At 71.3% G+C, this 25,147-nt stretch carries 24 protein-coding genes and 2 pseudogenes; 14 read left to right on the top strand and 12 right to left on the bottom strand.

Features of this window, described 5'->3' with window-relative positions:
* Nucleotides 1–64: 64 nt before the first annotated feature.
* The 3 genes from AB0915_RS29140 to xylB form a co-directional block, all read right to left on the bottom strand.
* On the bottom strand, nucleotides 65–910 hold the full coding sequence (locus AB0915_RS29140) for a hypothetical protein (protein ID WP_366693912.1): 846 nt from the start codon (nucleotides 908–910) through the stop codon (nucleotides 65–67).
* Nucleotides 910–2,187, bottom strand: a complete 1,278-nt coding sequence (locus AB0915_RS29135) for a VWA domain-containing protein (RefSeq protein WP_366693911.1) — start codon at nucleotides 2,185–2,187, stop codon at nucleotides 910–912. Before AB0915_RS29135 ends, AB0915_RS29140 begins: the two co-directional genes overlap by 1 nt.
* 131 nt (nucleotides 2,188–2,318) lie before the next feature.
* A complete protein-coding gene (gene xylB / locus AB0915_RS29130) occupies nucleotides 2,319–3,815 on the bottom strand; it encodes a xylulokinase (protein WP_366693910.1) in 1,497 nt (498 codons plus the stop codon).
* A 246-nt stretch (nucleotides 3,816–4,061) separates the two neighbouring features.
* On the opposite strand from xylB, the gene xylA reads away from it, so the two are divergent.
* A complete protein-coding gene (xylA, locus tag AB0915_RS29125) occupies nucleotides 4,062–5,231 on the top strand; it encodes a xylose isomerase (RefSeq protein ID WP_366693909.1) in 1,170 nt (389 codons plus the stop codon).
* A 106-nt stretch (nucleotides 5,232–5,337) separates the two neighbouring features.
* Here xylA and AB0915_RS29120 read toward each other — a convergent pair whose 3' ends face one another.
* The 4 genes from AB0915_RS29120 to AB0915_RS29105 all read right to left on the bottom strand — a co-directional run bounded on the left by AB0915_RS29120 (nucleotide 5,338) and on the right by AB0915_RS29105 (nucleotide 8,673).
* Nucleotides 5,338–6,582 carry an ROK family protein gene (locus AB0915_RS29120; protein ID WP_366693908.1) on the bottom strand — a complete coding sequence of 415 codons (1,245 nt, stop codon included), beginning with the start codon at nucleotides 6,580–6,582 and terminating at the stop codon, nucleotides 5,338–5,340.
* A 300-nt stretch (nucleotides 6,583–6,882) separates the two neighbouring features.
* The gene (locus AB0915_RS29115; protein WP_366693907.1) at nucleotides 6,883–7,533 is read right to left on the bottom strand and encodes a DUF305 domain-containing protein; all 651 of its coding nucleotides are present in this window, start codon (nucleotides 7,531–7,533) and stop codon (nucleotides 6,883–6,885) included.
* The gene (locus tag AB0915_RS29110) at nucleotides 7,530–8,180 is read right to left on the bottom strand and encodes a DUF3105 domain-containing protein (RefSeq protein ID WP_366693906.1); all 651 of its coding nucleotides are present in this window, start codon (nucleotides 8,178–8,180) and stop codon (nucleotides 7,530–7,532) included. The genes AB0915_RS29115 and AB0915_RS29110 overlap by 4 nt, the downstream gene beginning before the upstream one ends.
* A 64-nt stretch (nucleotides 8,181–8,244) precedes the next feature.
* Nucleotides 8,245–8,673 carry a hypothetical protein gene (locus AB0915_RS29105; RefSeq protein ID WP_366693905.1) on the bottom strand — a complete coding sequence of 143 codons (429 nt, stop codon included), beginning with the start codon at nucleotides 8,671–8,673 and terminating at the stop codon, nucleotides 8,245–8,247.
* Nucleotides 8,674–8,776: 103 nt separating this feature from the next.
* Here AB0915_RS29105 and AB0915_RS29100 point away from each other — a divergent pair, with 103 nt between their 5' ends.
* The 3 genes and pseudogenes from AB0915_RS29100 (at nucleotide 8,777) to AB0915_RS29090 (ending at nucleotide 11,006) form a co-directional block, all read left to right on the top strand.
* Nucleotides 8,777–9,625 (top strand): phospholipid scramblase-related protein, encoded by an 849-nt coding sequence (locus AB0915_RS29100; RefSeq protein WP_366693904.1) that lies wholly within the window; start codon nucleotides 8,777–8,779, stop codon nucleotides 9,623–9,625.
* 164 nt (nucleotides 9,626–9,789) lie between these two features.
* A pseudogene (locus AB0915_RS29095) lies at nucleotides 9,790–9,906 on the top strand (alpha/beta hydrolase); the annotation flags it as partial.
* 401 nt (nucleotides 9,907–10,307) lie between these two features.
* Nucleotides 10,308–11,006, top strand: coding sequence for a pyridoxamine 5'-phosphate oxidase family protein (locus tag AB0915_RS29090; RefSeq protein ID WP_366693903.1), 699 nt, complete (start codon nucleotides 10,308–10,310; stop codon nucleotides 11,004–11,006).
* A 269-nt stretch (nucleotides 11,007–11,275) separates the two neighbouring features.
* On the opposite strand, the gene pcaB is transcribed toward AB0915_RS29090, so the two are convergent.
* The 4 genes from pcaB to AB0915_RS29070 form a co-directional block, all read right to left on the bottom strand.
* On the bottom strand, nucleotides 11,276–12,628 hold the full coding sequence (gene pcaB, locus AB0915_RS29085) for a 3-carboxy-cis,cis-muconate cycloisomerase (RefSeq protein ID WP_366693902.1): 1,353 nt from the start codon (nucleotides 12,626–12,628) through the stop codon (nucleotides 11,276–11,278).
* Nucleotides 12,625–13,194, bottom strand: a complete 570-nt coding sequence (gene pcaG, locus AB0915_RS29080) for a protocatechuate 3,4-dioxygenase subunit alpha (RefSeq protein WP_366693901.1) — start codon at nucleotides 13,192–13,194, stop codon at nucleotides 12,625–12,627. The genes pcaB and pcaG overlap by 4 nt, the downstream gene beginning before the upstream one ends.
* Nucleotides 13,194–13,961 (bottom strand): protocatechuate 3,4-dioxygenase subunit beta, encoded by a 768-nt coding sequence (pcaH, locus tag AB0915_RS29075; protein WP_366693900.1) that lies wholly within the window; start codon nucleotides 13,959–13,961, stop codon nucleotides 13,194–13,196. The genes pcaG and pcaH overlap by 1 nt, the downstream gene beginning before the upstream one ends.
* A gap of 73 nt (nucleotides 13,962–14,034) precedes the next feature.
* Nucleotides 14,035–14,187, bottom strand: a complete 153-nt coding sequence (locus tag AB0915_RS29070) for a hypothetical protein (RefSeq protein WP_366693899.1) — start codon at nucleotides 14,185–14,187, stop codon at nucleotides 14,035–14,037.
* Nucleotides 14,188–14,324: 137 nt separating this feature from the next.
* On the opposite strand from AB0915_RS29070, the gene AB0915_RS29065 reads away from it, so the two are divergent.
* Nucleotides 14,325–14,798, top strand: coding sequence for a MarR family transcriptional regulator (locus AB0915_RS29065; RefSeq protein ID WP_366693914.1), 474 nt, complete (start codon nucleotides 14,325–14,327; stop codon nucleotides 14,796–14,798).
* Between the two features lie 228 nt (nucleotides 14,799–15,026).
* Here AB0915_RS29065 and AB0915_RS29060 read toward each other — a convergent pair whose 3' ends face one another.
* The gene (locus AB0915_RS29060; protein WP_366693898.1) at nucleotides 15,027–15,791 is read right to left on the bottom strand and encodes a VOC family protein; all 765 of its coding nucleotides are present in this window, start codon (nucleotides 15,789–15,791) and stop codon (nucleotides 15,027–15,029) included.
* Between the two features lie 167 nt (nucleotides 15,792–15,958).
* Here AB0915_RS29060 and AB0915_RS29055 point away from each other — a divergent pair, with 167 nt between their 5' ends.
* The 9 genes and pseudogenes from AB0915_RS29055 to fusA form a co-directional block, all read left to right on the top strand.
* Nucleotides 15,959–17,638 carry an FUSC family protein gene (locus AB0915_RS29055; protein WP_366693913.1) on the top strand — a complete coding sequence of 560 codons (1,680 nt, stop codon included), beginning with the start codon at nucleotides 15,959–15,961 and terminating at the stop codon, nucleotides 17,636–17,638.
* Nucleotides 17,635–18,141: a MarR family transcriptional regulator gene (locus AB0915_RS29050; protein WP_366693897.1), complete on the top strand. Its 507-nt coding sequence runs from the start codon at nucleotides 17,635–17,637 to the stop codon at nucleotides 18,139–18,141. Before AB0915_RS29055 ends, AB0915_RS29050 begins: the two co-directional genes overlap by 4 nt.
* Nucleotides 18,142–18,831: 690 nt before the next feature.
* On the top strand, nucleotides 18,832–20,436 hold the full coding sequence (locus tag AB0915_RS29045) for an ATP-binding protein (RefSeq protein ID WP_366693896.1): 1,605 nt from the start codon (nucleotides 18,832–18,834) through the stop codon (nucleotides 20,434–20,436).
* Nucleotides 20,433–20,840 carry a roadblock/LC7 domain-containing protein gene (locus AB0915_RS29040; RefSeq protein WP_366693895.1) on the top strand — a complete coding sequence of 136 codons (408 nt, stop codon included), beginning with the start codon at nucleotides 20,433–20,435 and terminating at the stop codon, nucleotides 20,838–20,840. Before AB0915_RS29045 ends, AB0915_RS29040 begins: the two co-directional genes overlap by 4 nt.
* Complete coding sequence (locus AB0915_RS29035; RefSeq protein WP_366693894.1) at nucleotides 20,837–21,208, top strand: DUF742 domain-containing protein; 372 nt, start codon at nucleotides 20,837–20,839, stop codon at nucleotides 21,206–21,208. Before AB0915_RS29040 ends, AB0915_RS29035 begins: the two co-directional genes overlap by 4 nt.
* Nucleotides 21,189–21,803, top strand: coding sequence for an ATP/GTP-binding protein (locus AB0915_RS29030; RefSeq protein ID WP_366693893.1), 615 nt, complete (start codon nucleotides 21,189–21,191; stop codon nucleotides 21,801–21,803). Before AB0915_RS29035 ends, AB0915_RS29030 begins: the two co-directional genes overlap by 20 nt.
* 67 nt (nucleotides 21,804–21,870) lie before the next feature.
* Nucleotides 21,871–23,412: a cytochrome P450 gene (locus AB0915_RS29025; RefSeq protein ID WP_366693892.1), complete on the top strand. Its 1,542-nt coding sequence runs from the start codon at nucleotides 21,871–21,873 to the stop codon at nucleotides 23,410–23,412.
* A gap of 132 nt (nucleotides 23,413–23,544) precedes the next feature.
* A complete protein-coding gene (locus AB0915_RS29020; RefSeq protein WP_366693891.1) occupies nucleotides 23,545–24,891 on the top strand; it encodes a 6-phospho-beta-glucosidase in 1,347 nt (448 codons plus the stop codon).
* A gap of 24 nt (nucleotides 24,892–24,915) precedes the next feature.
* Nucleotides 24,916–25,134: pseudogene (fusA, locus tag AB0915_RS29015) on the top strand (elongation factor G); the annotation flags it as partial.
* Nucleotides 25,135–25,147 lie beyond the last annotated feature (13 nt).

Raw genomic sequence — 25,147 nt, 5'->3', positions numbered from 1 at the left:
GCGCCCCCCCCTGGGGGGGGGGGCCGGGGCGCCGCGCATGAGGGCCGGTTCGGGGCCGGGCGGGTCAGACGCCCGGCGGGACCCGGGACGGGCGGCCGTTGCCGCGGGTGAGGGAGTAGCCGAACATGGCTGCGAGTGCGCCGAGTATGCCGCCGCCGACGGTCCAGATCCAGCGGTCCGTCCACCAGCCGGAGGCCCAGCCGTCGTCCGGCTCGCTGCCGAGCGAGACCCGGGTCGTGGAGCCGCTGTCGGACGAGGTGCCGTCCGCCGTCTGCTGCGCCGAGGACGCGCCGGGCACCAGGGGCTCGCTCAGCGTGCCGTCGACGTCATGGGCGCCGCCCTGGTCGGCCGCCGTCACCTCGACGGCGGTCTGCACCGGCTGTCCGAGGTCGGCCGACGGGAGGTCGACGACCGTCAGGCGCACGTAGTAGCTGCCCGGCAGCGGGTCGTTCGCCCACGGCTCGGACCAGGCGCGAACGGTCCGCAGGACGCAGGAGAGTTCGACGGTCGACGCGTCGGCGGCCGCCTTCCTGGTCTGGTGTCCGTACATGCAGGCCTGCCGGCGCCGCAGCCCGTCGTACACATCGACCTGCCAGGTCGACACGCCGTGCCGGGTGGCGCTCTCGGGCAGGGTGACCGTCGCCTTGATGGTGGCGCGCTGGCCCGCGTCGGCCGGGAACACCCAGTACAGGTAGTCACCCGTGGACGCCCCGGCGGTGGCGCGCTGGTTCTGCTGGATCGCCGTCGCGGTACGGAAGGTGGTGCCCGCCTCGGTGGGTCCCGTACCGCCGTCGGAGGCGCTCGGGCTCGGGCTCGCCGACGGGTCGTCGGCCGCGGCCGACCCCGCCGACGTCAACAGGGCCATCCCCGCCAGCAGGGCACCCGCGAGTACTCGTCGTGTACGCACCATCAGTTGGTCCTCCATACGGCGATGCGCCAGCGCGAGATCCAGCCGAAGAGCAGACCCGCGATCAGTCCGGTCAGGACGAGTACACCCAGGAGCCACCAGCCGCGGCCGAGACCGAACGCGGCGGCATCGGCCGCGTCGTCCGGCGCGTCCACCACGTCGACGGTCAGCTCGACCGGCATACCCGGTGAGGTCTTCACCGATGCCGGGGCCGAGAAGGAGTTGCTGAGCTGCAGGCAGACGGTCTCCGCGACCGGCTCGTCCCCGTTGTCCGTGCCGTCCTGCTCGGGCTTGGGGTAGCGCAGCCCGGACGAGATCGCATCGGTGCGACCGGTGCCGGACTCCGAACCCCTGACGATCTCGCGGCCGTGCACGGTCACCGCGCGCAGCAGCACGCCGTAGTCGTCGTTGACGGCGCGGTCCGCGGACACGCTCACCGAGGCGCGCAGCTCCTGGCCGGGCAGTACATCCACCCGGTACCAGCGGTGCTCGCCGAACTTCTCGCGGTCGGTGTAGAGACCCGCCTTGAGCTGGGGCGCGGCGGAGCAGCTGTCCGCGCCTTCGGTGGCCACGGGGGTGACGACGGGCTCGGCCGCCCGGTCCACCAGCTGCTTGACGCGGCCGGAGAGTTCATCGGTGTGCTGAACGGCGGTGTAGGTGCCGCCGGTCGCCTCGGCGATGCAGGTCAGCTGCTCGCGGATCTTGGTGTTCGGCACCAGGCCCAGCGTGTCGATGACGAGGTGGATGCCGCGGGCAGCGATGTCGCGCGCGACCTCGCACGGGTCGAGCGGGCCACAGGTGTCCTCGCCGTCGCTGATCAGCACGATCCGGCGGGTGGAGTCGCCGCCTTCGAGATCGTCGGCGGCGCCCAGCAGGGCGGGCCCGATCGGGGTCCAGCCGGTGGGGGCCAGCGTCGCGACCGCCGTCTTTGCCTCCACCCGGTCGAGCGGACCGACCGGGTAGAGCTGCTTGGTGTCCTTGCAACCGACCTTCCGGTCGTCGCCCGGGTAGTTGGCACCGAGGGTTCGGATGCCGAGCTGCACCTGCTCCGGCACCGCGTCCAGGACCTCGTTGAACGCCTGCTTCGCCGCGGCCATCCGGGACTGGCCGTCGATGTCACGGGTCCGCATGGAACCGCTGACGTCGAGCACCAGCTCGACCTTGGGGGAGGCTTTGGTGGGGGGTTCATCGGCGGCGGCGGGGAGGGCCGTGCCGAGCCCGGCGGTCAGGGTGGCGAGCAGGATGCCCACCCCGACCGTCAGCCTTTTGCTTATGATCATCGCCGGATACTAGTGAAGATCACATGCCACCCCCAAACCGGTCCGGGGCTGCCGGGATGCTGCTGTCCCGGCCCTGCGGGGGGTGAGTGACAGTCAGTCAGCGGTCGTTGCGGGATGTGGCGGCGGGGTGGCTACCGGTCCCCGCCGAGCAGAGGTCCGGCGGCCCGCTCCAGCACCGAGTTGACCTGGTTCCAGGTGTTCATGTCCCGTTCCATGGGCGGTAGTTCGGTGTCCGCCTCGGATTCCCCGGCGGTATTCCAGCCGGTGGCGATCGTGACGGGGTCCTCCCCGCAGGCCGCCGCCGCGGCGAGCGCGGCCGCTCCCAGGGCCACCAGTTCGCCGCTGCCGGGCACGATCACGGGCCGCCCCGACAGCCGTCGTACCGTCTCCACCCAGGTGCGCCCCTGCGCGCCGCCGCCGATCAGGCGCAGCGGGCGGGCGGCGACCTCGGGGTCGGCCGGGTCGAGCCCGCAGGCCCGCAGCAGCTGGTTCAGGGCGCGCAGCACGGTGACGGCCGCGCCTTCGTAGGCGGCGCCGAGCAGTTGCTGCGGGGTGGTGTCGTGCCGGAGTCCGGTGAGCAGGCCGGAGGCGGTGGGCAGGTCGGGGGTCCGCTCGCCGTCGAGATAGGGGAGGAGTACCGCCTCGCCGCCGGGCGTCGCGTCGTTGCGGTCCAGGCCGAGCAGGGCGGCGACCTTGTCCACGGCGAGGGTGCAGTTGAGCGTGCAGGCCAGCGGGAGGTACGTACCGTCGGCCGCGGCGAAACCGGACAGCGCCGCCGATGCGGGCCGGGTTCGGGAGGCGGCGAAGACCGTACCCGAGGTGCCGAGGCTGAGAACGGGGTGGTCCAGCAGTCCGGCACCGCCGAGACCGAGGCCGACGGCGGCACTCATGTTGTCGCCCGTGCCCGCCGCCACGGAGATCCCGGCCGGCAGGCCGAGCGCCCGCGCCGCCTCGACGGTCAGCGAACCGGCGCGGGACGCACCAGTCTCGGCCACCTCGGGCAGCAACGCGGCATCCAGGCCGAGCAGTTCGAGCAGCTCGGGGTCGTACGCGCCGGTGGCGGTGGAGTACCAGCAGGTGCCCGACGCGTCGCCGGGGTCGGTGACGGCCGCACCCGTCAGCCGTTCGGTGAGGAAGTCGTGGGGGAGGCGGATCGCGGCGGTCGCGGCGGCGGTCTCCGGTTCGTTCTCACGCAGCCACTGCCACTTCGACGCGGTCATCGCAGCCACCGGAACCGATCCGGTGCGGGCGGTCCAGGCGTCCGCACCGCCCAGTGCGGCGGTGAGGGCAGCGGCCTGCGGGGCGGAGCGGGTGTCGTTCCACAGCAGGGCCGGGCGCAGCGGGCGGCCCGTACGGTCGAGGGCGACCAGGCCGTGCTGCTGGCCGGCGACCGCGATGCCGGTGACGGCCGCGGCGGGCACGCCGGACTCCTTCAGGCCGGCGGCGACGGCGGTGCGCAGCGCCTGCCACCACACCTGGGGGTCGGTCTCTCGGGCCCCCGCCTCGCCCGTGACGACATGCGGGGCGCGTCCGACGGCGAGCAGCTGACCGGTGGCGGCGTCGACGAAGGCCGCCTTGGTGGACTGGGTGGAACTGTCCACACCGATGACGACGGTACGCGGCGGCATGGGGATACCTCATTCTCGCGGTGCGGGGGCCACGGTGGGCGGGAGGGCCGGCCCGATTCATTTGATCGTACGGAAAACAAATTACGCGATCGGGTCGGCCCGGAACAGGGGTCACCCTTGATGCCCCGTGGTGGGGGGTTTACGTCACCGTCGGGCGCCGTGCATGATTAGTCATGACACTGAACAAATAGGGGTTCGGCGGCCTCCCTCGGCTGTGGACCCGACGGCATCGAAGGTGGTCGGACCATGACGGAACGCTTCAAGCCCACCCCGGGGGACAAGTTCACCTTCGGCCTGTGGACCGTGGGCTGGCAGGGGCGCGACCCGTTCGGCGACGCGACCCGCGCGGCGATCGACCCCGTCGAGACCGTGCAGCGCCTCGCCGAGCTGGGGGCGTACGGGGTGACCTTCCACGACGACGACCTGATCCCGTTCGGCTCGTCGGACACCGAGCGCGAGAGCATCGTGAAGCGGTTCCGGCAGACGCTGGACGCGGCCGGGCTCGTCGTGCCCATGGCGACGACGAACCTCTTCACCCACCCCGTCTTCAAGGACGGGGCGTTCACCGCCAACGACCGGGACGTACGCCGGTACGCGCTGCGCAAGACCCTCCGCAACATCGACCTCGCCGTCGAGCTGGGCGCCACCACCTATGTGGCGTGGGGCGGCCGCGAAGGCGCCGAGTCGGGCGGAGCGAAGGACATCCGGGTCGCTCTCGACCGGATGAAGGAGGCCTTCGACCTGCTCGGTGACTACGTCGTCGAGCAGGGTTACGACCTGAAGTTCGCCATCGAGCCCAAGCCGAACGAGCCGCGCGGCGACATCCTGCTGCCGACCATCGGCCACGCCCTCGCCTTCATCGAGCGCCTGGAGCGCCCGGAACTCGTCGGCGTCAACCCGGAGACCGGCCACGAGCAGATGGCCGGGCTGAACTTCCCGCACGGCATCGCGCAGGCCATCTGGGCGGGCAAGCTCTTCCACATCGACCTCAACGGCCAGTCCGGCATCAAGTACGACCAGGACCTGCGCTTCGGCGCCGGTGACCTGCGCCAGGCGTTCTGGCTCGTCGACCTGCTGGAGACCGCCGGTTACCAGGGCCCGCGCCACTTCGACTTCAAGCCGCCGCGGACCGAGGACTACGACGGTGTCTGGGCGTCGGCTGCGGGCTGCATGCGCAACTACCTCATCCTCAAGGAGCGCGCCGCCGCCTTCCGTGCCGACCCGGCGGTCCAGGAGGCACTCCGCGCGTCCCGGCTCGACGAGCTGGCCCGGCCGACGGCCGAGGACGGCGTGGCGGAGCTGCTGGCCGACCGCTCGGCGTTCGAGGACTTCGACGTGAACGCGGCGGCCGAGCGCGGCATGGCGTTCGAGGTGCTGGACCAGCTGGCGATGGACCACCTGCTCGGGGTCCGCTGACAGCACGGGCGGATGCTGCCGGGGCCGTACCGGTGTCCGGCAGGTCCGCCCCCGCGTTGGAGTCCGGGTCGTACCTGTGTCAGGCGGGTGTGGCCCGGCTCCGGTTTCAGCCCGCCACCCGCGCCGCGTACGCCACCGGGTCGGTCAGTACGTCCTGCATCACCAGCGCCGCCGCACCCCGTGCCGCGTCGCCCGCGACCGACGAGGCGCGCAGCCGGCCGCCGCGCGGGGACCACAGCCCGGACACCACCCGGCCCGCCAGTTCCTCGTCGACGGGCGGCGACAGCCACGGCATCAGGCCCCGGTATATCCCGCCGAGCACCACCGCGTCCGGGTCGAGCAGATTCACCGCCCCGGACAGCACCCGCCCCAGCATCCGGCCCGCCTCCACCACGGCTGCCACGGCCCGCCCGTCCCCGGACCGGGCGCGCCGCTCCAGCTCGGCCACCCCGTTGCCGCTGCCGGTCTCCTCGATCCCGGCCGACCGCAGCAGCGCCGCCTGTCCCGCGTACTGCTCCAGACAGCCGCGCGAACCGCACCGGCACTCCGGCCCCTCCGCGTCCACCACCACATGCCCGATCTCACCGGCGAACCCGTGCGCACCGCGCAGCAGTTCACCGTCGATGACCAGGGCGCCACCGACACCGATCTCGCCCGTCAGATACAGAAAGCTGCGGATTTCGTCGAGCCCGCCGAACCAGAGCTCGGCCAGCGCCGCCAGATTGGCCTCGTTCTCCGAACTCGCCGGCAGTTCCGGTTGGTTGGGGCGCAGCGAGGCGAGTGACGCGGCGAAGAGTTCCTCCGCCGGGACCTGATTCCAGCCCAGGTTGGGCGCCTGGCGCACCCTGCCGCCGGACACCAGTCCGGGCAGCGCCAGGGCCACCCCGACCGGGAACAGCTCCTGTTCGGCCGCCGAATCCAGGGTGCGGGCCGCGATCCGGGCCGCCCGTGCCAGCACCTCGGCGGGCGGAGCGCCCCGGTTGTCGAGGTGTTCCGTCAGCCGGACCCGGCCGGTGCCCGCCAGGTCCACGACACAGACCGACACGTAGTCGATGTTGACCTCGACGCCGAGCCCGGCGGGGCCGGTGCGCGCCACCTTGAGAGCGGTGCCGGGACGCCCGGCCTGCCCGCTGAACGTCTTGCCGGACTCGGCGAGGAACCCGCTGTCGAGCAGTTGCTCGACCAGCGAGGACACGGCGGCACGGGTCAGCCCCACGCGTGCGGCCACCCCGGCCCTGGTCGCCTCGCGCTCGCCCTCGTCGCGGACGGCCCGCAACACCAGGCTGAGGTTGCTCCGTCGCACGGTGTCCTTGTCGGCCTTGGGCCCCAGCGTCGTGAGGTTGCTCTTCATGTCGCTGCTGAGCCTATGCGATTGCGCACGTCAGTACGGTCCGGAGCGGGCACCGGCTCCCCTCGCAGCATGCGGCGGAACCCGCCGTGTTCGAGGTGCGGGCCGCGACCCCGTGGTGACCGGGTGTGGTCGCCGACGTGCCGTTCGCCGCAGCGACGCATTCACGCTCGACGTCAGCCCCGCAGACGGAAACGTCGCCCCGGCGCGTCCCCAGCCGGTCGTCGTCCGCCCGACCGTATCAACCGGGGGGTGGTGGCCACGTACGCAGATACGCGACCACCACCCCCCCGGCCCGCCGGCTCATGTCGTGGCGCCGCGCCCCCTCAGCATGTCGGCCATCAGCCTGATCTCCGACTGCTGTCCCAGGACCATGCCCGTCGCCAGATTCCTGATCTCGTCCGTGCCCGCCGCGTCGGCCGCCGCCCGCGCCATCTCCGCACCGGCCCGGTGGTGCACGGTCATCAGCCGGAGGAACCGCACCTCGGCGTCCTTGCCCTTCGCCGCCCGCAGTGCGTTCAGCTCGGTGTCGGTCGCCATGCCCGGCATCAGCGAACCGTCGCCCCTGGGGGCGACGGTGTGGCCCATCCACTCCATCGGCGGGCGGCCGGAGCTCTTGTCACGGCCCCACATCTCCAGCCAGCCGAGCATCACGCCGCGCTGATTGTCCTGCGTGTTGATGATGTCGTACGCGAGCCGCCGCACGTCCTCGTCGGATGTTCGGTCCCGGACGATGAACGACATCTCGACCGCCTGCTGATGGTGGATCGACATGTCACGTGCGAACCCCACATCGGCCGACGTCTCCGCGGGCGCGGCCGACCGGGCCGCTCCCTGCGGGAGGGGCGACGAGGACGGCCGTACGAGCATGAGTGCCACCAGCCCGAGGGCCAGCAGCAGCACCGCAGCACCCGCCAGCACCATCGGCCGCGGCGCACGGACCGAGGACGTCACTTGGCGATCCCGCCGGTACAGGCGGCGCCCGGCTCCGGTGTCTGCGGACCCTGGACGTACTTGGTGAAGAACTGCGCCACGCGTGCGTCGGTCGCGCTCTTCACCGTGACCTGTCTGCCCCAGGCGCTGAGGATCAGCGGGGCGTCCTGGTCCTTCACAGGGCTCATGAGCGAGTACGGCGTCTTGGCGACGCGGTCCGCGAGCTTCTTGATGTCGGCAGGCTGCGCCTTGTCGTTGTACGTGACCCAGACCGCGCCGTGCTCCAGTGAGTGGACGGCGTTCTCGTTCGGGATCGCTTCGGTGTAGACGTCGGCGTCGCAGTTCATCCAGACGGGGTTGTGGTCGCCGCCGACCGGCGGGTCCATCGGGTAGTCGACCCGCTTCTCGACATGGTCCCGGGTGAGCTTGTCCCAGCTCCGCTCGCCCTGGAGGGGTGAGGACTTGGCCTTCTCCTCGGCCCGGTCCTGCTTGTCGGCTGCGGACATCAGATAGCCGCCGCCCGCGACGAGTGCGGCGACGACGGCGACGGAGGCGGAAATGGTGATGATGCGGTTCCTGCGCTCGCGGCCCCGCTCCTTGCGGCGGGCCTCCTCGAGCTTGGCGCGGCGCGCGGCGGCAGGTGTGTTCTGCTTCTTGGCGGAAGCCATGGAGAGTCCTCGGGTTCAACACGATGTACGGAAAGAGGGCAGGGCGGGAGAACGAGCCCTGCTTCTAGATGCGTTGAACCTGAAGGCGGAGATGGTCGACGGCGCCCACGGCGTCGTTCGAGGGGCCGCGGATACCGGCGGCGCCGGCGAGCCGGCCGACCGGAGCGGTGACCGCCGAGCCAGGGAGCGCGACAGGTGCGGCCTGGGCGGGCAGCACGACGGGTGTCGCGTGCTCCGAGACGCCGTGGCAGGAACTGCTGACGCCCCGGTCATCCGGAGCGACGGCCACGACGATCCGCGCAGCAGAGGCCGGGGCCGGAGTCAGGGCCGGCGTCGCGGTCGCGGTTCGGGCCGTGGCGTGGTGTGCGGCCGCGCCCGTCTCGGCGAGCGAACAGCACGAGACCATGGTCAGCAGGATGAGCAGCCAGCCGAGAACGGCCGACGCGCGGGCGCCGTCCCGTCGTGGGCCGGTCCGTTCGCTGAGTCTGGTCATCCCCGGCACCCTAGTCGGTGTGTGAAGTTTCAACAAGTGTAGGGGTGCTACTTACGTGACGGGTGGGGCGTGCTCCGTCGGATCGCCGGGATAGTGTGCCCCGGTGACAACGCATTCGAACGTATCTGCGGGCTGGTATCCGGATCCGCACGGCGCGCCCCAATTGCTGCGCTACTGGGACGGTTCCCGGTGGACCGAGCACACGAACCCGGTCGGCGGACAGCAGCCCCAGGCTCCCGCTCAGCCCCAGGCGCCCGCACAGGCTCCCGTCCAGGTCCAGGTGCCCCACCAGCAGGCGGCCCCCCAGCATCAGCAGGCCGTCCCGCAGCAGCAGGGTGCGGCTCCCGGCGGCGCCACGCTGTTCAATCAGCAGGTCCTGGTCGTGAACCAGAAGGCCAAGCTGATCGAGCTCACGAACGAGTACCGCGTCTTCGATCAGCAGGGCAATACGATCGGCTCGGTCACCGAGGTCGGCCAGAGCGTGCTGCGCAAGGTGCTGCGGTTCGCCTCCAGCGTCGACCAGTTTCTGACCCACAAGCTGGAGATCCGTGACGCGTACGGGCAGCCGCAGCTGCTGCTGACCCGGCCGGCGAAGCTCCTCAAGTCCCGGGTCATCGTGCAGCGCCCGGACGGGCAGCCGGTCGGCGAGATCGTGCAGCGGAACGTCATGGGCAAGATCAACTTCGCCATCATGGTGGACGGTCAGCGGGTCGGTGCCATCAAGGCGGAGAACTGGCGCGCCTGGAACTTCGCGATCGTCGACCACAACGACGCCGAGATCGCCCGGATCACCAAGACCTGGGAAGGCCTCGCGAAGACGATGTTCACGACGGCGGACAACTACGTGCTGCAGATCCATTACCAGCTGCCCGAACCGCTGCTCAGCCTCGTCCTGGCGACGGCCCTGACCGTGGACACGGCCTTGAAGCAGGACGACCGCGGCCTCGGCTGACGGGACCCTGCCGTACGCGGCAGCCTGCGCCCCCGTACGTTCGCGTACGGGGGCGCAGGCGTGTACGCATGCCGTCGGACGGTGCTGCCCCGCGTCGATGTCCCGGTGGGAGGGTGGTGGGAGGCCGTACCTGACGCAGCCCCACATGCTGCCCGGACGCCTCTCTACTGCTGATCCCCGGTGGGACGGGCGGCGCGGCCTCCTTCGGCGGCATTGCCGACGACCTGGCCACCGAATACACCGTTGCGACCTACGACCCGCGCGGCAGGTCCCGCAGCACAACCCGAGGGGGTATTGCTCCGATTCTGGGGGATAGGCCCGCGGGTTCGCGGTCAACTCCTGGGTCGGCCCTGCGCGGGACCGGTCGAGTTGGTCGGGGAGGAGTGGCTGCAGCACGCCGTACTCGTACTGGCCGACCTTGATTCCGGTTGGTCGTGTGTCGGGTGCGGAAGATGAGCCCTGCCCGCTCGGCCCAGTGAACAGCGAGCAGCCGGTGGCGTCCTGCGAACAGGAGTACGGGCCCGCGCGAAGGCTTCGCGTGTTCCTCAACCCCTGGCCGCGGCCAGGGGTTCGACGCCAGGCCTCAACCCAGGCAACAGTATCCGTTGTGAAACGCGTCACTGCCAACGAATATCGTCAGATCAGTGGCTTGAAATCGCCAACATCGATAGCGTCTGCCAACATGACTGAGGAGACACGAGGCACCCTCCTGCCCGTCACGGAGCGCACCCGCCATCGACGCCTGCGGGAGCAGGGCAGCCGGAGCCGGGCGGATCTCGACGCCATCCTGGACACGGGGTTCCTGTGCCATCTCGGCGTGGTCGTCGACGGCGCCCCGATGGTGGTCCCGACCGTCTACGGAGCGGATGGGAGCACGGTCTATTTTCATGGCTCGGTGGCAAGCCGGAGCCTGCTCGCCGCGCCGAACGCGTCGGTGTGCCTGACCGTCACGCACGTCGACGGCCTCGTCCTGGCGCGCTCGGTGTTCGAGCACGGGGTCAACTACCGCAGCGCGATGATCTACGGCATACCGCGAGCCGTGACCGACCCCGAGGAAAAGCTCTACGGCTTGCGCTGCCTCACCGAGCACGTCGCCGCGGGCCAGTGGGGCTACGCACGCCTCCCCAACCGCAAGGAACTCGCGGCGACCGCACTGCTGGCACTCCCTCTCGACGAGGCCTCCGTCAAGGTGCGCACCGGCCCGCCGGACGACGGCGACGGACCCGACGCCGAACTGGGCCTATGGGCGGGCGTTCTTCCCATGCGTACGGAATGGGGCGAACCGGAACCGGACCCGGCGCTTTCGGAGCACGTCCCCGTACCGCCCCACATCGTCCATCTCGCCACTCAAGCCGTCCCGCTCGTCAGCCGCCGCACTTGACCAGAGAGAAAAGCCCCCGGGCACGGGGGCGGCGTTCCAACAGGGCTCAGGAGAACTCACTGGATGTCGCACAGTCGCGGGTGAGCAGCAGCGGTTCCACGGCGGTCAGGTCGGGCGGGTCGGTGATGCCACCGATGACGGCCCGTCAGGCGCGGTTCGGTGCCGGCTCCGGTTCGGAAGGAAGCGTTACCGCGCGGCGGGGGAGCAGCAGCGGGGGAGCGGCGGCCGGGCCCTCCGTACGGTGTGCAGCAGGCGGTCGGGCGGGAAAGTCATCGGCGGTTCAGTGCACGGTCGGTGAGGGGGCCCGCGGATCCGGTGTACCGGGCGGGGTCGGTCAGTTCGGCCAGATCGAGACCGGCGAGCTCCGGCTCCTCGTCCAGGACGTCGAAGAGCACATCGGAGAGGTCGGTCGTCTCGGACCGGGCCCGGTCCGCCGCGCCCGCCAGGACGTCCTTGGCACGGGCCCGGCCGATGCGTTCGGCGAAGGCGGCGGCCAGCCGCTCCGAGACGATCAGACCGTCGGTGAGGTGGAGATTCTCCAGCATGGCGTACGGGACGATCCGCAGCCCCGCCGCGAGTTCGGCGCCGTCCCGCGCGGCGCCGCCGACGAGCCGCAGAAGATCGCGCAGCGGCTCCCACTCGGCGTGCCACGCCCCGGCGGGCCGCTCGTCCTCGGCGGTCAGCGAGCTGTACAGCGTGGCCGCCAGGCCGGGCGCCCGGCGGGCGGCGGCCGCGATCAGTGTGGCGCGCACGGGATTCGCCTTGTGCGGCATGGCGGACGAACCGCCGACCTGACCCTCCTCGACCTCGCCGATCTCGGTACGGGACAGCGTGAGCACATCGGCCGCTGTCTTGCCGAGCGCGCCCGCGGTGAAGGCGAGCGCCCCGGCGAGATCGGCGACCGGGGTGCGCAGGGTGTGCCAGGGCAACACCGGTTCCGCCAAGCCGAGTTCGCGTGCGTACGCGGCGACGAGGGCGAGTCCGTCCGCGCTCTTCTCCTCGAAGGAGAAGGCGGAGAAGGCGGCCAGGGTTCCCGCCGCACCTCCGAGTTGGGCGGGGAGGGAATCCCGTACGGAGGCCAGCCGGTCCCGCGCGTCGAGGATCAGCGCACGCCACCCGGCGGCCTTGAGCCCGAATGTGGTCGGCACGGCGTGCTGCGTGAGCGTACGGCCCGCCATCGGTGTGTCGCGGTGCGCGGCGGCGTGCCGCGCCAGCTCGTCCGCCGCCCGCACCAGATCGTCGAGCACCCCGGCCAGGGTGCGTGAGGCGACGAGCATCGCCGCAGTGTCCAGGATGTCCTGGCTGGTCGCACCCCGGTGCACATACGGCCGCACCTCCTCGGGCACCGCTGCTGTGAGGTCGGCGACCAGGGGGATGACGGGGTTGCCGCCGGAGCGCGCCCGGAGCGCCAGGTCCCGTACGTCGAAGCGGTCGGCGTCCGCCGCCTGCGTCACCGCCTGCCCGGCCTCCGCCGGGGCGAGCCCGCATGCGGACTGGGCGCGGGTCAGCGCCGCCTCGGCGTCGAGCATCGCCTGCAGGACGGCGCGGTCGCCGGTGCTGGACTCGGCGGGGGCGCCGGCCCGCCCGGGGGCGAGCAGGCCGGCATCGCTCTCGTACGTCACGTGAACTCCAGGAAGACCGTTTCGCCGACGCCCTGCAGGCGGATGTCGAACCGGTGGGTGTGCCGGTCCGTGGGCGTCGCGATCAGTGTGGCCCGGCGTTCCGCGTCCAGCGACTCCAGCAGCGGATCACCGGCCGGTACGGCGCCGTCCGCGGCCCGCAGGTAGATCCGGGTGTACAGGTGGTGGAGCAGCCCGCGGGCGAAGACGGCGACCGAGAGATACGGGACACCGCCCGGTGGCAGGGTCCGTACCGCCCACTGGCCGTCGGCGTCGGTCGGGACGCGGCCGAAGCCGGTGAATCCGACGCCGTCGCGGCCGATGACCCTGCCGGTGACCGGGTCGTGCCGCAGCGAGCCGGGGCGGCCGGTGCGCGAGCCGTCGGGGGCAGGCTGCCAGATCTCGATCAGCGCGTCGGGGACGGGGTCACCGTTGCCGTCGAGCACCAGTCCGTGCACGGTGATCGTGTCCGGATGGCCGAGCGGGGCGATGTCGCCGCCACCGGCGAACGGCAGCGCGTACCCGTAGAACGGGCCGACGGTCTGGGACGGGGTCGGGGCGTGGGTCATCAGTGGTGGCCTTCCTCGATCCAGGTGGCGGACGGCCCGTCGAGAACGATGTCCCAGCGGAAACCGAGCGACCACTCGGCGACCGAACGGTCGTGGTCGTACGTCGCGACGAGCCGCTCCCGGGCGGCCGGGTCGGTGACGGACTGGAGAATCGGGTCGTACGGGAAGATCGGGTCGCCCGGGAAGTACATCTGGGTGACCAGGCGCTGGGTGAACGCCGTCCCGAAGAGCGAGAAGTGGATGTGCGCGGGACGCCAGGCGTTGTCGTGGTTGCGCCACGGGTAGGCGCCGGGCTTGACGGTGGTGAAGCTGTAGCCGCCGTCGTCGGCGGTCAGACAGCGGCCGAACCCGGTGAAGTTGGGGTCCAGGGGCGCCGGGTGCTGGTCGAGCTGGTGCGCGTACCGCCCCGAGGCGTTGGCCTGCCACACCTCGACCAGCTGTCCGCGGACCGGGCGGCCCTCCCGGTCCAGGATCCGGCCGGAGACGGTGATGCGTTCACCGAGCGGCTCGCCCCGGTGCTGCCGGGTCAGATCGCTGTCGAGCGCGGTGACGTCCGTGACGCCGAAAGCGGGTCCGGACAGCTCGACGGCCTCGGGATCGGCCAGCGGGATGAGGGACCGGTGGGGGTGGCGATAGTGGCTGCTGCGGTACGGAGGGTAGTCGCGCGGCGGATGGTGCGCACCGGCGGGCGCGCCGGAGTTGACCTTGGCGACCTCGGCGTCGATGTCCCGCTGACTCAGCCCATCGGGCAGGGGATAGGTGGTCATGTCAGGATTTGGCATGTCGCGGCTCCGGAGACGGGTGGATTCCGAGGGGAACGAGGCGCGCCGGATGCCCAGGTCACGCGGCTTCGAGGGCGAACAGCGCGGTGAGCCCCCGGGGCGCGGGTGGCGCGGTGGAGTCGATCGTGTCGGCGGTGCGCGGCTCCCAGCCGGTGGCGCGCGCACCTGCTGCGTTGTGGCACCGGGTGCAGCTCGGTGAGGGCCGGCTCATCACTCTCTCCTCGAACCTATTGCTCAGTGCACTGAGTATTGTTGACGCGCCAGAAGCTATCCATGCTGGGGTAACAGGGTCAAGACCCTCAGTACACTGAATTCCTGTTGAGGGACGAAGCAGGGAGGGCGATGTCCGTGTCCGCGGTCGACTTGAGCAGGCACCCCGGGCATCTGGCCCGCCGCCTCCAGCAGGCGCACTACCTGCTGTGGAACACGATGGTCTCGGAAGAGACGACCTCTCCGCAGTTCGCCGTGCTCAATGCCCTGATCGCCGAGCCCGGCCTCGATCAGCGCACGGTGGGGGAGCGGGTCGGACTCGACCGCTCCACCATCGCCGAGGTCATCGGCAGGCTCTCGCGACGCGGGCTGCTGGACAAGGTGCGCGACCCGCAGGACGGCCGTCGCTCCCTGCTGCAGCTCACCGAGGACGGGGTGCGCACCCATCACAGGATCTCCCTGCGGGCGGCCAGGATGAACCAGGTCTTCCTCGGTCCGCTCTCGGCCGAGGAGCAGACTGTCTTCTTCGATCTGCTGCGCCGGGTCTCGGACGCGGCCGAGGGGCTCCGTAATCCTGAGGAGCCCCTCGGTGCCGGAACGTCCGGCCTCTGACGTCCCCGGCATACCCGGGGGCAGCCCTTACGGCCTCCCCCGCGACGGGGAGTGGGCTCCCGACGCCCTGCGACTGCTCTCCCGAGCTCTCGCCTTCGCTCGACAGGGAGGGGCTCCTTCGGTGTTGTCGTCGGTCAGCGACGCTCCGCGTCAGCTCCGTCCTCCGCCTTGCCATCGAAGCCGCATGACGCCGCTCGCCGATCCACTCCCTGTCGCGGGGGAGGGCCGTTAGCCCTCGTCGCCTGCCTGGTGGATCCCGAACACGGCTCCCTGCGGGTCGCGGACCACCGCGATCTGCCGGCCGCCCGGGAGGGTGGTCGGCGGCATCATGAGTTCACCGCCCGCCCCCTGCGCGGTGGCCGCGGTCGCGTCGACGTCCGCCACCGCGAAATAGGGCAGCCAGTTCGGCGGCGCCTCGGGCGGGAGCGTGTCGTCGCTCGCCAGCAGACCGCCGAAGTCGGCGCCGTCGACACCCCACTGGGGGTAGGTCTTCGACGCGGTGACTGTCCAGCCGAAGACCGCCGGGTAGAAGGCGAGTGCGGGATCGGCCTCGCGGGTGACGAGTTCGACCCAGCCGAGCGAGCCCGGAGCGTTCAGCAGCTCGGCGCCCGCGAAGGCGCGCCCCTGCCACAGCGAGAACACCGCGCCGGACGGGTCCGCGGCGACCGCGAATCTCCCCTGGTCGAAGACGTCCATCGGGCCGACCAGCAGTGAGCCGCCCGCCGAGGTCACCTTCTCCACCGTGGCGTCCACGTCCTCGGTGGCGAACGAAACCGTCCAGGCGGGTGGCCGGCCCGGCTGGTACACCGGGCTGAGGGCGGCGACGCGCGCAGCTCCGAGGTGCGCCATCGTGTAGCCGCCGGCCTCCTCGCGCGGATCGGTCTCGGACCGCCAGCCGAAGAGCGCCGCGTAGAACGATGTGGCCGCCGGGACGTCCGAGGTGCTCAGCTCGATCCAGCAGGGACCGCCGGGCACCGGTTCGGAGAGCTTCATTCCGTTCCCTCTGTTTCTCTTCCGGGGATGCGCGTGTGCGTGCGGGAGTCTCCTCGCAACCTACGACCGGCCGCGAAAGAGGGCCATCCGGGCGCCGGACCCGTGATCCGGGAGAAGTGTTTTACGGGTGTAATACCTGCTAAGGTGTTTGGGTGAGTGGTATGACCATGCGAACCCGGCAGCCCTCCGTCCGTAGACTCCCGCTGGCCCCCGCCCTGCGCCTGGCCCGCCCTTCGGACATGTGGTTCAAGCCCGCGCTGAGCGTGGTGGTCGCCTCCGCCGTGCCGGACCTGGTGCTCTTCGCCTTCGATCGGCTCGACCTCGTCATGTACGCGATGGCCGGTTCGCTCTGTGCGATGTACGGCCACAGCCTCCCGTACGCCCGCCGCGCCCGTGCCGTCGCCGGAGTCGTCCTCGGCATGCTCGTCGGCCTTGCGATCTCGCTGGTCACGGCCTCGCTCACCGACTCGACGACCGTACTGATCGCCGTCGGCGCGCTCCTCGCGGCCGGGCAGAAGGCGCTCTGCGACGCCACCCGCATCGGGCCTCCCGGGCACGTGATCTTCACGTTCGTCACCTCGGCCGCCCTCTTCGCCCCGCAGCAGCTCGGCCAGGTGCCCGGGCACCTCGCGCTCACCGTGGCGGCGGGCGCGGTCGCCTGGCTGGTCACCGTCAGTCCCGCCCTGGTCCGCCGGGAGGGCCCGGAGCGCCGCGCCACGGCCCGCGCGCTGAACGCCGCCGCCGCGTACGCCACCGACCCGGGACACCGCACCCGGCACGCCGCGGCCGCCGCCGTGCACGCCGGCTGGCAGACGCTGCTCGCTGCCGGGCGCCCCACCCCCGTACGCCGGGCGCTGGAACGGCTCCTCGTGCACGCCGAAGCCGCCCTCGCCGAAGCTGCTCTCGGGTCCCGCACCGCCGACCCCGACCGACTGCGTGCCTGGGCGGAGCAGACCCGGGCCCGCGGACCCGTCCCCACCCCGCCGCCCGCCCCCGGCACCGCTGAGGAGCTCTTCGGGATCGACGCCGAACGCGCCGCCCGGGGGACCGGCAGCCGCCGCGACGCCCGCCGGACACTGCTGCGCGCGCTCGCCCCCGGCTCCCCGCTGCTGCCCATCGCCGCCCGTACCCTCGTCGGCTGTGCCCTCGCCGGATACGTCTCCATGGCTCTCGGCGTGGGCCGCCCGTACTGGGCGATCGTCACCGCGGCCTCCATCTACCAGGCCAACGTCACGCTCTCCTGGAACCGAGCCCTGCAGCGCACCCTCGGCAACCTCCTCGGCGTGCTCGTCTTCGCCGCCGTCCTCCCCGTCACCCGGACGGGGCCGCTGGCGCTCATCGGCTGCTGCCTCTTCTTCAACTTCGCCGCCGAGGCACTGATCACCCGCAACTACTGGCTCGGCTCCATCGCCGTGACCCCGCTGGCCCTCCTCGTCATCGAGTTCGGCGGCACCCATCCGGCCGGTGAACTCATCGGCGACCGGGTCCTGGACACCGTCATCGGCGCCGCCGTCGGACTGCTCGCCGCCATGGCCGTCACCAATCGCCGGGCCGCCGGGCGCCTGGAACAGGCTCTTGCCGCCACCGACCGGGCCCGCGCCCATGCCGCACGGACCCTGGCCGCCCCGGCACCCGCACCCGCCGCACTCGACGCCGCGCGTCGCGCGCTGACGGGATCGCTCGTCGAGCTGCGCGAGGCGGGCGACACCGCGGCGGGCGAATGGTGGCAGCGCGCCCTGCCCGAGGAGCGGGTGCTCGCGGCGGAGCAGGCCGGACACCGTACGCTCGCGGCGACAGCAACACGGCAGGGGCTGATCGTCCCCGCCCAGGAGAACGGAGCGGTGTGACCGACGACATCGTCGCCTCGGTGGTACGGCAGTGGCAGGCCGTCAACCCGGAGCTGGACACCGGACCGATGGAACTCATCGGGCGCATCAACCGCTGCGCCGCCCTGCTCCAGCAGGCGGAGGACGCCCCGCTGCGCTCCGCCGGACTGAGCCGCGCCGAGTTCGACCTGCTCGGCGCGGTGCGCCGTACCAACCGTGAACTCACCCCCGGTGAACTGGCCAGGGAGACGTTCTCCTCCGGCGCCGCCGTCACCAAACGCCTCCGGGGCCTCCAGGAGCGCGGCCTGGTCGACCGCCGCAGCGACGCCCGGGACCGCCGCGTCGCGCACGTCCGTCTCACCGACGAGGGGCGCGCCCTGGTCGACCAGCTGCTGCCGCGGCAACTGGCGTACGAACGCACCGTACTGTCCGGTCTCGACGAACGGACCCGTGGCGAACTCAGCTCCCAGCTCAGCGAGTTGCTGGTCCAGCTGGAGGGACGCCTCGGCGGGGCCCGGCGCTGAACCACGCACCGGACCCCGCTCCGCGCGGGTGGACGACGACCGTCAGACGGCCTGCTCGGGCCGCCGGCACCCGCGGGTGCACGGCCGGGATCAGCGCACACCACCACGGCGGGCCGGCGCGAACTCGTTCACCGCCGGCGTCGTCAGAACGATCAGGACGTAGCGGTACGTCCTGTGGTGGGCGCCCGAAGACATGACCGGGGGGTGACGGCTCGGACCGCCGTATGGCCGCCGTCCACGACGAGTTCGGTGACGGTCACGGAGCGGGCCTCTTCGGAGGCGAGCTGGCGCCCCTCCCGGCAAGCTTTGCCCCGTTGCAAACATTGCCGGTCACGGCACTGGAGCACGCGGTACGCGATGTCCTGAGGGGAACCGCGGTGTCCCATCGGCGTGAAGTCCAGCATCCTTCGGGTGCAGGCGGCGGCCTCCGGGGGCGGGTCTGCGGAGAGCGACCTGCTGAACTCGGGTAATCGTCACTCCTTGCGCACGGCCGGAGGCGGTGCGTGCGAAAACTCGTGAGTGTATTACCGCGGGAACGCTCGCGCTGAGGGTTGGGTGAATGTGTCGAAGCGCTGTTTCGATCTGACTAAGCTCACGCGCAGTGAAGTCGAGTTGATATGAATTCGAGCGCTTGTTCCGTCGTGCCCTGCATATGCGTATGCATCCCGAATCAACCGCCAGAGGTCTTAGATGGCTCGTGTTGAATCACCCCCGATCCACCGAGAAATCCCCCTTGCCCGAGCCGCGTTGCTCCCCGTGCTTCTGGCGGCCGGCGCGACCGCCGCAGCCGCGGCGCTGGTCTCCGGGGCCGCCCGGATGCCAGTCGTCGGGTGCGGTGCGGTCGCCACCGTCGTGATCGCCTCGTTCGCCGTCGCGCTGGCCCGCCGCGCCCGCGCGATGCGCAGGCAGCGCGCGGAGTACGAGCAGCGCCTCGCCGTCCTGGAGCGCCGCCTCGCCACCCATGACGAAGAGACCGTCCGGATCAACAAGGAGCTCCTCCCGGCCGCGATCCACCGGCTCCGCGTGGGCAACTCGCCCGACGAGGTGCTGCGCGACGTCGTCGACGCCGATGAGGTCTACCGCGACCTTCCCGACGCCCAACGCGCCCTCGTCCGCACGGTGCTGAACATCATCGACAACGAAGAGGCGATGCGGGACTCCGCGCAGCGCGCCTTCGTCAACGTCGCCCGGCGCGTCCAGGCGATCGTCCACCGGCAGGCCAGCGAGCTTCGGGAGATGGAGGAGCACCACGGGCGCAACCCCGATGTCTTCGACGACTTGCTCCGCATCGACCACGGCACCGCGCTGATCGGCCGGCTCGCCGACTCCATCGCGGTACTCGGGGGCGCCCGCCCCAGCCGTCAATGGCCCAAGCCCGTGCCGCTGTTCAGCGTGTTGCGCGGTGCCATGTCCCGGATCCTCGAATATCCGCGCGTCGACCTGCACTCGATTGCCAAGGTCGCCATCGTCGGCACCGCCGTCGAACCGCTCATCCACGCCTGCGCAGAACTCCTCGACAACGCCACCCGCTACTCGCCGCCGCAGACCCGTGTGCACGTCACCGCGGTCGAGGTTCAGACCGGCATCGCGATCGAGATCGAGGACGGCGGCGTCAGTCTCAGCGAGGAGGCCCGTGCGCGGGCCGAGAACATGCTCGCCCGGGCCCAGGCCGGGTCCAACATGAACGACCTCGGCGAGTCCCCCCGGCTCGGCATGGCCGTCGTCGGCAGGCTCTCCCGGATGTACGACCTTCAGGTCTCGCTGCGACAGTCCGCGTACGGCGGCGTCCGCGCCGTACTCGTCGTGCCCCGTGCCATGATCACCACCGGTCCCGCCCCGGGTATCGCCCACGGCATCGGCGCCACGTCGAGGCCCACCAGCGACATCGACCTGGCGGGCATGAAACATGTCGTCCCACCGCGCAGCAAACGCCGCAAGCCTCTCGCGGTGGAATCCCGCCCGGCCACCGGACCGGTCGCCTCCGACTCCCGGCCGGTGGCCGCGTCGTCGGCCATGGGCGACGACGCCCCCGTGGTGACGGAGTGGACTGCGGGAGGACTCCCGCAGCGTCGCAGCCGCGGCCGCGCGCCGCTGGGCTCGCACAATCTCCCCGTGCATCCCGCCGCCCCGCCCTCGGGACAGCGCAACCTTCACCCCAACGGGAGCGGCAGCGGCAGGGAGCAGCCCCCCGGGCTCTGGCTCGAGGCCTTCACCAACGCCGTCAACGGCGTGCCGCAGGAACCGAAGACCGGCGAAGACACCGATGACGCGTGGGACAAGGGAGACCTGAAGTGATCCAGCAGCGGGGGAATATGGACTGGATGCTCAAGGAACTGGCCGACGACGTTCCGGACATCCATCAGATCGTCGTGCTCTCCGCGGACGGTCTGCGCATCGCCCAGCACGGTGGTGACCCCGATGTCGCCGACCGCCTGGCGGCCGCCTGCGCCGGACTGCAGAGCCTGGCGGCCGCAGTCGCCTCCGAAATCCCTTACAGCGACGGCCTGATGCGGCTCGTTGTCATCGAAGTCACCGGCGGATTCTTCTACTTGATGGCTGCGGGGACCGGTGCGTATCTCGCCGTCCTCGCCGGAGAGACGGTGGACGCGGGACTCGTCGGAGCACGGATGCGCGACATGGTCGCCCGGATCGGTGCGCATCTCACGAGCCCGCCGCGCCATGACGGGCAGGCCGGATGAGTTCTCTCCGACGAGCACGCCGGGAGACCGATCCGGTGCTGAGCGACCCGGAGCGGCTGTACGTCATCACCGGCGATCCCGACGGTGGCGAGCGGGCGGCGCTCGACCTGGTCACGATGGTCGTTGCGAAGGAGCAGCCGACGCCGACGGTCCAGCCCGAGCAGGCCGTGATCCTGTGGCTCTGCCAGGCGCCGTTATCCGTCGCCGAGATCTCGGCCTACCTCAGCCTGCCGTTCAGCGTGGTGACCTCGCTCCTCACCGAACTTCTCGCGGGCGAACTGATCGAATCGCGCGCGCCCATCGTCCGCGCCACTCTCCCGGACAGGTCCCTTCTCGAAGCGGTGATGCATGGACTTCAGAAACTCTGACACGATCACCGGCCCCAGGGCCGAGGACATCCTTCCGACCACGGCCACGGCCGCCGTGAAGGTGGTCATCGTCGGCGGGTTCGGGGTCGGCAAGACGACCATGGTCGGTTCCGTCAGCGAGATCCGGCCCCTCACCACCGAAGAGACCATGACCCAGGCCGGGGTCGGCGTGGACGACAACGTCGGAGTGGAGAGCAAGACCGCCACCACGGTCGCCATGGACTTCGGCCGGATCAGCATCAGCGAGGAACTGATCCTCTACCTCTTCGGCACCCCGGGACAGGAGCGCTTCTGGTTTTTGTGGAACGGTCTCTTCGAGGGCGCTCTCGGCGCCGTCGTCCTCATCGACACCCGGCGTCTCGAGGTCAGCTTCGACGTGATCGGACGCCTGGAAGAACGCGGCGTGCCGTTCGTCGTCGCCATCAACACCTTCCCGGACGCCCCGAAGCACCCCGTCGAGGCGTTGCGCAGCGCACTGGACCTGCCGGACGAGGTGCCGATGATCGACTGCGACGTCAGACTGCGCGGCTCCAGCCGCGACGTGCTGATGACCCTGATGCGCTATCTGCACAGCCTGGCCGTCCCACTTGCCTGACCACCCCCGCTCGAACGCCGTCTGATCATTCGCACTGATCCTTGGAAGCCTGATCCCTGGAGCGATCGTGACAACCCCTTTCCACCACGAGCCCGGAGCGGCCGCGGGGCCGATTCCGCCCCCCGAATGCCCGGCGCATGGACTCGGCGTCGGACCCGGCGGGCTGCGCCGGTTCTACGGCCCCGAGGCCGAGCGGGACCCGGCAGGGCTGTACGACAAGCTGCGCGCCGAACACGGCACGGTGGCGCCGATCCTGCTGCACGGAGATGTCCCCGCCTGGCTGGTGCTCGGGCACAGCGAGAACCTGCACATGACCCGCACTCCCTCGCAGTTCTCCCGCGACTCCCGGCGCTGGCGGGCCCTGCAGGACGGCAGCGTCGCCCCCGACCACCCGCTGGCCCCGATCTTCACCTGGCAGCCGGTCTGTGTCTTCGCCGACGGCGCCACCCACGAGCGCCAGCGCGGCGCGGTCACCGACAGCATGGCGCGCATCGACCACCGCGGCGTCCGCCGACAGATCAACCGCTACAGCAACCGGCTCGTCAACGAGTTCTGCCAGGACGGGCGTGTCGACCTGGTCGGTCAGTTCGCCGAGTGGCTGCCGATGATGGTGATGTGCGAGATTCTCGGCATGCCCGAGGAGTGCAACGACCGGATGGTGCAGGCCGCCCGTGACATGACCCGGGGCACGGCGACCGCCGTCGCGAGCAACACGTATGTGGTCGCCGCACTGAACCGGCTCGTCCGGCGTCGTCGGACCGCACCCGCCGACGACTTCGCCACCTGGCTCGTCGAGCATCCCGCGGGCATGACCGACACCGAGGTCACCGAGCATCTGCGACTGATCCTCATCGCCGCGTACGAGGCGACCGCCAACCTCATCGCCAATGTGCTGAGGATGGTCCTCACCGACCCGCGGTTCCGGGCCAGGCTCAGCGGCGGCCACATGACGGTGCCGGAGGCGGTCGAACAGACGCTGTGGGACGAGCCGCCGTTCACCGCGGTCTTCGGTCGCTGGGCGGTCGGCGACACGGAGTTGGGCGGGCAGCGGATCAAGGCGGGCGACGCGCTGATCGTCGGCATCGCACCCGCCAATACGGACCCGGTGGTTCGGCCCGATCTGGCCGCCGACATGGAAGGCAACCGCGCGCACCTGGCGTTCAGTAGCGGACCGCACGAGTGCCCCGGGCAGGACATCGGACGGGCGATCGCGGATGCCGGCGTCGACGCCCTGCTGATGCGGCTACCCGACCTCGAACTTGCCGTCGAGGAAAGCGAGTTGAATTGGATCGGGAACATCATGTCCCGGCATCTGCTGGAGTTGCCGGCCGGCTTCGCGCCGCGTTCGCCGGAGGACGACGAGCTGCCGTCGACGGGGCGGCGCAGACCGCCGCGTGACGACGGGGAGGTGCAGTCGCCGGTCCCGCACACGACGCCCGCGCCCGTTCCGGCGGGGCTGGCTGCGCAGTCCGGGCAGAGCCACGCCGGCGGCGAGTGGACCGATACATCGCCCCGTGGTGCGTCCGCCGGGCGGATCCCGCAGCAGCGCAGGCCGGCCGCACCGGCACGGGTGTGGCGTGCGGTGACACGGTGGTGGAGCGGCGACTGACCGGGCCGTCCACGTGACGACATACGACGGTCCGGTGGCCCGGGGCCCTTGGCTCCGGGCCACCGGTCTGCGCGATGCCGCCGTGGTGGCGGGTACGGCGCGGGCACAAGGTCCCCCGTACCATGCGGAAGCGTGAAGCTGACAATTCTGGGCGGCGGCGGATTCCGGGTCCCACTCGTGTACGGGGCGCTGCTCGCCGACCATGCCGAGGGCCGTGTCACCGCTGTCACCCTGTACGACACGGACTCCGACCGGCTCACTGCTATTGCCCGCGTCCTCGCCGATCAGGCCGAAGGGGTGCCGGACGCACCCGCCGTCCTTGCCACGACCGAGCTCGACGAGGCACTGCGCGGCGCCGACTTCATCTTCTCCGCCATCCGGGTCGGCGGTCTCGACGGACGTGCCGCCGACGAAAGGGTGGCCCTCGACGAAGGCGTGCTCGGGCAGGAGACGGTCGGCGCGGGCGGCATCGCCTACGGACTGCGCACCGTCCCCGTCGCCGTCGACCTCGCCCGGCGCATCGCCCGGCTCGCCCCGCACGCCTGGGTCATCAACTTCACCAACCCGGCGGGTCTGGTCACGGAGGCGATGTCCCGCCACCTCGGCGACCGGGTCATCGGCATCTGCGACTCCCCGGTGGGCCTGGGCCACCGGATCGCCCGGACGCTCGGCGTCGACCCCGAGCGGGCCCGGATCGACTATGCCGGCCTCAACCACCTGGGCTGGGTCCGCGGGCTGCACGTCGACGGCCGCGACGAACTGCCGCGCCTGCTCGCCGACCCGCGCCTGCTCGGTTCGTTCGAGGAGGGAAAGCTCTTCGGTACCGACTGGCTGCAGTCACTCGGTGCGATCCCCAACGAGTACCTGCACTACTACTACTTCAACCGGGAAGCCGTCCGCGCCTACCAGGATGCGGAACAGACCCGTGGCGCCTTCCTCCGCGATCAGCAGGAGGGCTTCTACGCCCGGATGAAGGACCCGGCCGCTCCTGCCTTCCCGTCCTGGGACCGGACCCGCGCCGAGCGCGAGGCCACCTATATGTCGGAGAACAGAGAGGTTGCCGGGGTCGGCGAGCGCGACGAGAGCGATCTGGAGTCCGGTGGGTACGAGCAGGTGGCCCTCGCACTCATGCGGGCCGTCGCGCGTGACGAACGGACCTCGCTCATCCTCAATGTCCGTAACCGCACCACGCTCTCCGTGCTCGACGCCGATGCCGTCATCGAAGTGCCGTGCCTCGTCGACGCGAACGGCGCCCGTCCCGTCAGCGTCGACCCCCTGCCGTACCACGCCGTCGGACTGGTCACTGCGGTCAAGGCCGTCGAACGTGCCGTTCTGGACGCGGCCGCGAGCGGCTCACGCGCGACCGCCGTGCAGGCCTTCGCACTGCACCCCCTCGTCGACTCGGTCTCGGTCGCCCGCCGGCTGGTCGACGGGTACACGAAGGTCCATCCCGGACTCGCCTACCTGAACCTGCCTTGAGGCCCGGCCCCCGCCTCCTGGTAAGGGGTGCTCGGCGACCTGGCGGCACGGCGCGGCCGGGTCTCGGGTTCGGTCGCACGCGCGGGTACGGCGGTGATCACCGCGACCGTTCCGCTGGCCGAATTGTTCGGCTACGCGACCCGGTTGCGCAGCCGGACCCAGGGCCGGGGGACTTTCACCACCCGTCCCACCGGCTTCGCCCCGGCGCCCGGCGAGGCGCCCGACGGGATTGCGTCCCGGTGACGCAACGGCCGGC

Source organism: Streptomyces sp. NPDC048411 (genome assembly GCF_040704695.1).
In the GTDB taxonomy this organism is placed as follows: Bacteria; Actinomycetota; Actinomycetes; order Streptomycetales; family Streptomycetaceae; genus Streptomyces.
This window is presented reverse-complemented; position numbering and strand designations above follow the sequence as displayed.

What these genes read in the sequence shown, in the direction of transcription:
- AB0915_RS29140 (WP_366693912.1), bottom strand. Translation starts at nt 910, where the DNA reads ATGGTGCGTACACGACGAGTACTCGCGGGTGCCCTGCTGGCGGGGATG.
- AB0915_RS29135 (WP_366693911.1), bottom strand. Translation starts at nt 2,187, where the DNA reads ATGATCATAAGCAAAAGGCTGACGGTCGGGGTGGGCATCCTGCTCGCC.
- xylB (WP_366693910.1), bottom strand. Translation starts at nt 3,815, where the DNA reads ATGCCGCCGCGTACCGTCGTCATCGGTGTGGACAGTTCCACCCAGTCC.
- xylA (WP_366693909.1), top strand. Translation starts at nt 4,062, where the DNA reads ATGACGGAACGCTTCAAGCCCACCCCGGGGGACAAGTTCACCTTCGGC.
- AB0915_RS29120 (WP_366693908.1), bottom strand. Translation starts at nt 6,582, where the DNA reads ATGAAGAGCAACCTCACGACGCTGGGGCCCAAGGCCGACAAGGACACC.
- AB0915_RS29110 (WP_366693906.1), bottom strand. Translation starts at nt 8,180, where the DNA reads ATGGCTTCCGCCAAGAAGCAGAACACACCTGCCGCCGCGCGCCGCGCC.
- AB0915_RS29105 (WP_366693905.1), bottom strand. Translation starts at nt 8,673, where the DNA reads ATGACCAGACTCAGCGAACGGACCGGCCCACGACGGGACGGCGCCCGC.
- AB0915_RS29090 (WP_366693903.1), top strand. Translation starts at nt 10,308, where the DNA reads ATGACTGAGGAGACACGAGGCACCCTCCTGCCCGTCACGGAGCGCACC.
- pcaG (WP_366693901.1), bottom strand. Translation starts at nt 13,194, where the DNA reads ATGACCCACGCCCCGACCCCGTCCCAGACCGTCGGCCCGTTCTACGGG.
- pcaH (WP_366693900.1), bottom strand. Translation starts at nt 13,961, where the DNA reads ATGACCACCTATCCCCTGCCCGATGGGCTGAGTCAGCGGGACATCGAC.
- AB0915_RS29070 (WP_366693899.1), bottom strand. Translation starts at nt 14,187, where the DNA reads ATGAGCCGGCCCTCACCGAGCTGCACCCGGTGCCACAACGCAGCAGGT.
- AB0915_RS29060 (WP_366693898.1), bottom strand. Translation starts at nt 15,791, where the DNA reads ATGAAGCTCTCCGAACCGGTGCCCGGCGGTCCCTGCTGGATCGAGCTG.
- AB0915_RS29055 (WP_366693913.1), top strand. Translation starts at nt 15,959, where the DNA reads ATGCGAACCCGGCAGCCCTCCGTCCGTAGACTCCCGCTGGCCCCCGCC.
- AB0915_RS29045 (WP_366693896.1), top strand. Translation starts at nt 18,832, where the DNA reads ATGGCTCGTGTTGAATCACCCCCGATCCACCGAGAAATCCCCCTTGCC.
- AB0915_RS29035 (WP_366693894.1), top strand. Translation starts at nt 20,837, where the DNA reads ATGAGTTCTCTCCGACGAGCACGCCGGGAGACCGATCCGGTGCTGAGC.
- AB0915_RS29030 (WP_366693893.1), top strand. Translation starts at nt 21,189, where the DNA reads ATGGACTTCAGAAACTCTGACACGATCACCGGCCCCAGGGCCGAGGAC.